Here is a 1,113-nt window from a genome sequence, read left to right as displayed (position 1 = left end):
GTTATACAGGATTGGTTCAGACATGAAGGAAAAACCTGTTAGCTACTGGGGCCTTCGGTTTAGAGAAGACAGCATAGATATGGGATACGGCACTTTTATGCTGTTCGGCTTATTTATTTCCGCTGTCTATCACGGTCCTTGGGCCAGGTAGCCGTAGGCTACGCTGAACGCTTTATTCGCGGCCTTGATGCCAGCAAGCTCTGGCGAATGATGCTCACACGTGGGTCCCGTTCCCCCGTATCCACTCCCTGTAAACCCGCTTTTCTGGCTTCTTCCATCATCACCGTCCACTCCCTTGCAATGTTGCATGTCAGTGACCACCACCGCATTTGCTCCGGGTATAACGTGTAACCCTCTGGGGTCCACATGTGTCCTTGCTGGAAACCAAAACCGGCCCAAAGGCCGGTCAGTTCGTGCCGCTGCGTAGGGTCTATCACGCCCATACGTACGCCTCCCTGATTGTGGAAGGGTGATTACGCATGAACTGTGCCAGGCGTCGCCACACGCGCACGTGCCATGGCTCATTTCGCATAATGCCTATTATGTCCTAGCTAGGGTGGTGCTTTAGCTACGCACTGCATCTATCTGAATATTCGACGGTTTATCCGCTCTTCTGAATGGGTGGGATTTCCGTTGGTGGTGCTAAAACACGGATATTGTCAGATTGACCGGCTGCTGGATCGCTTCGTCATCACCCTGCGCAGCATGGGTCGAAGTCCGGCGACGGTGCGTGCGTACCGCGCGACGGTGTCGCGCTATGCGGCGTTCGCGGTGCACGTGCCCGACGAGTTGGACCCGGTGGCACGCTATGTGGCCACGCGGCGCACGCGCGACCAGCTGAAACAGGCGTCGTTGAACCTGGAACTGTCGGCCCTGCGTACGTGGTTCAACTGGCTGAAGGTCGCCGAACCGGACGCCTGGCAGCCCGATGGCTACCCACGTCAGAAGCGTGCACCGCAGCGATTGCCGCGGGCGCTGTCGGATCATGAAGTGGGCCTGCTGCTGGCGGCGCCGGACCTGTCCACGTTCGTGGGCTTTCGGGATCACTTCATCATGGCCACGCTTTACCAGTGCGGCCTGCGCGCCAGCGAATTGGCCACACTGGAACTTGGC

2 protein-coding genes are annotated in these 1,113 nt (G+C 58.0%); one reads left to right on the top strand and one right to left on the bottom strand.

The window, feature by feature from the left end:
- Positions 1-158: 158 nt before the first annotated feature.
- Positions 159-443 carry a DUF3653 domain-containing protein gene (locus AC04MI_RS25445; RefSeq protein ID WP_435998641.1) on the bottom strand — a complete coding sequence of 95 codons (285 nt, stop codon included), beginning with the start codon at positions 441-443 and terminating at the stop codon, positions 159-161.
- A 193-nt stretch (positions 444-636) separates the two neighbouring features.
- Here AC04MI_RS25445 and AC04MI_RS25440 point away from each other — a divergent pair.
- On the top strand, positions 637-1,113 hold a 477-nt coding region (locus AC04MI_RS25440), incomplete at its 3' end, for a tyrosine-type recombinase/integrase (RefSeq protein ID WP_476499077.1).

Source organism: Acidovorax sp. LjRoot204 (genome assembly GCF_056175785.1).
The sequence above is the reverse complement of the archived record's forward strand: the minus strand, read 5'-3'. Positions and strand labels throughout refer to the sequence as shown.

Coding starts and splice junctions, on each gene's coding strand:
- AC04MI_RS25445 (WP_435998641.1), bottom strand. CDS start 443: ATGGGCGTGATAGACCCTACGCAGCGGCACGAACTGACCGGCCTTTGG.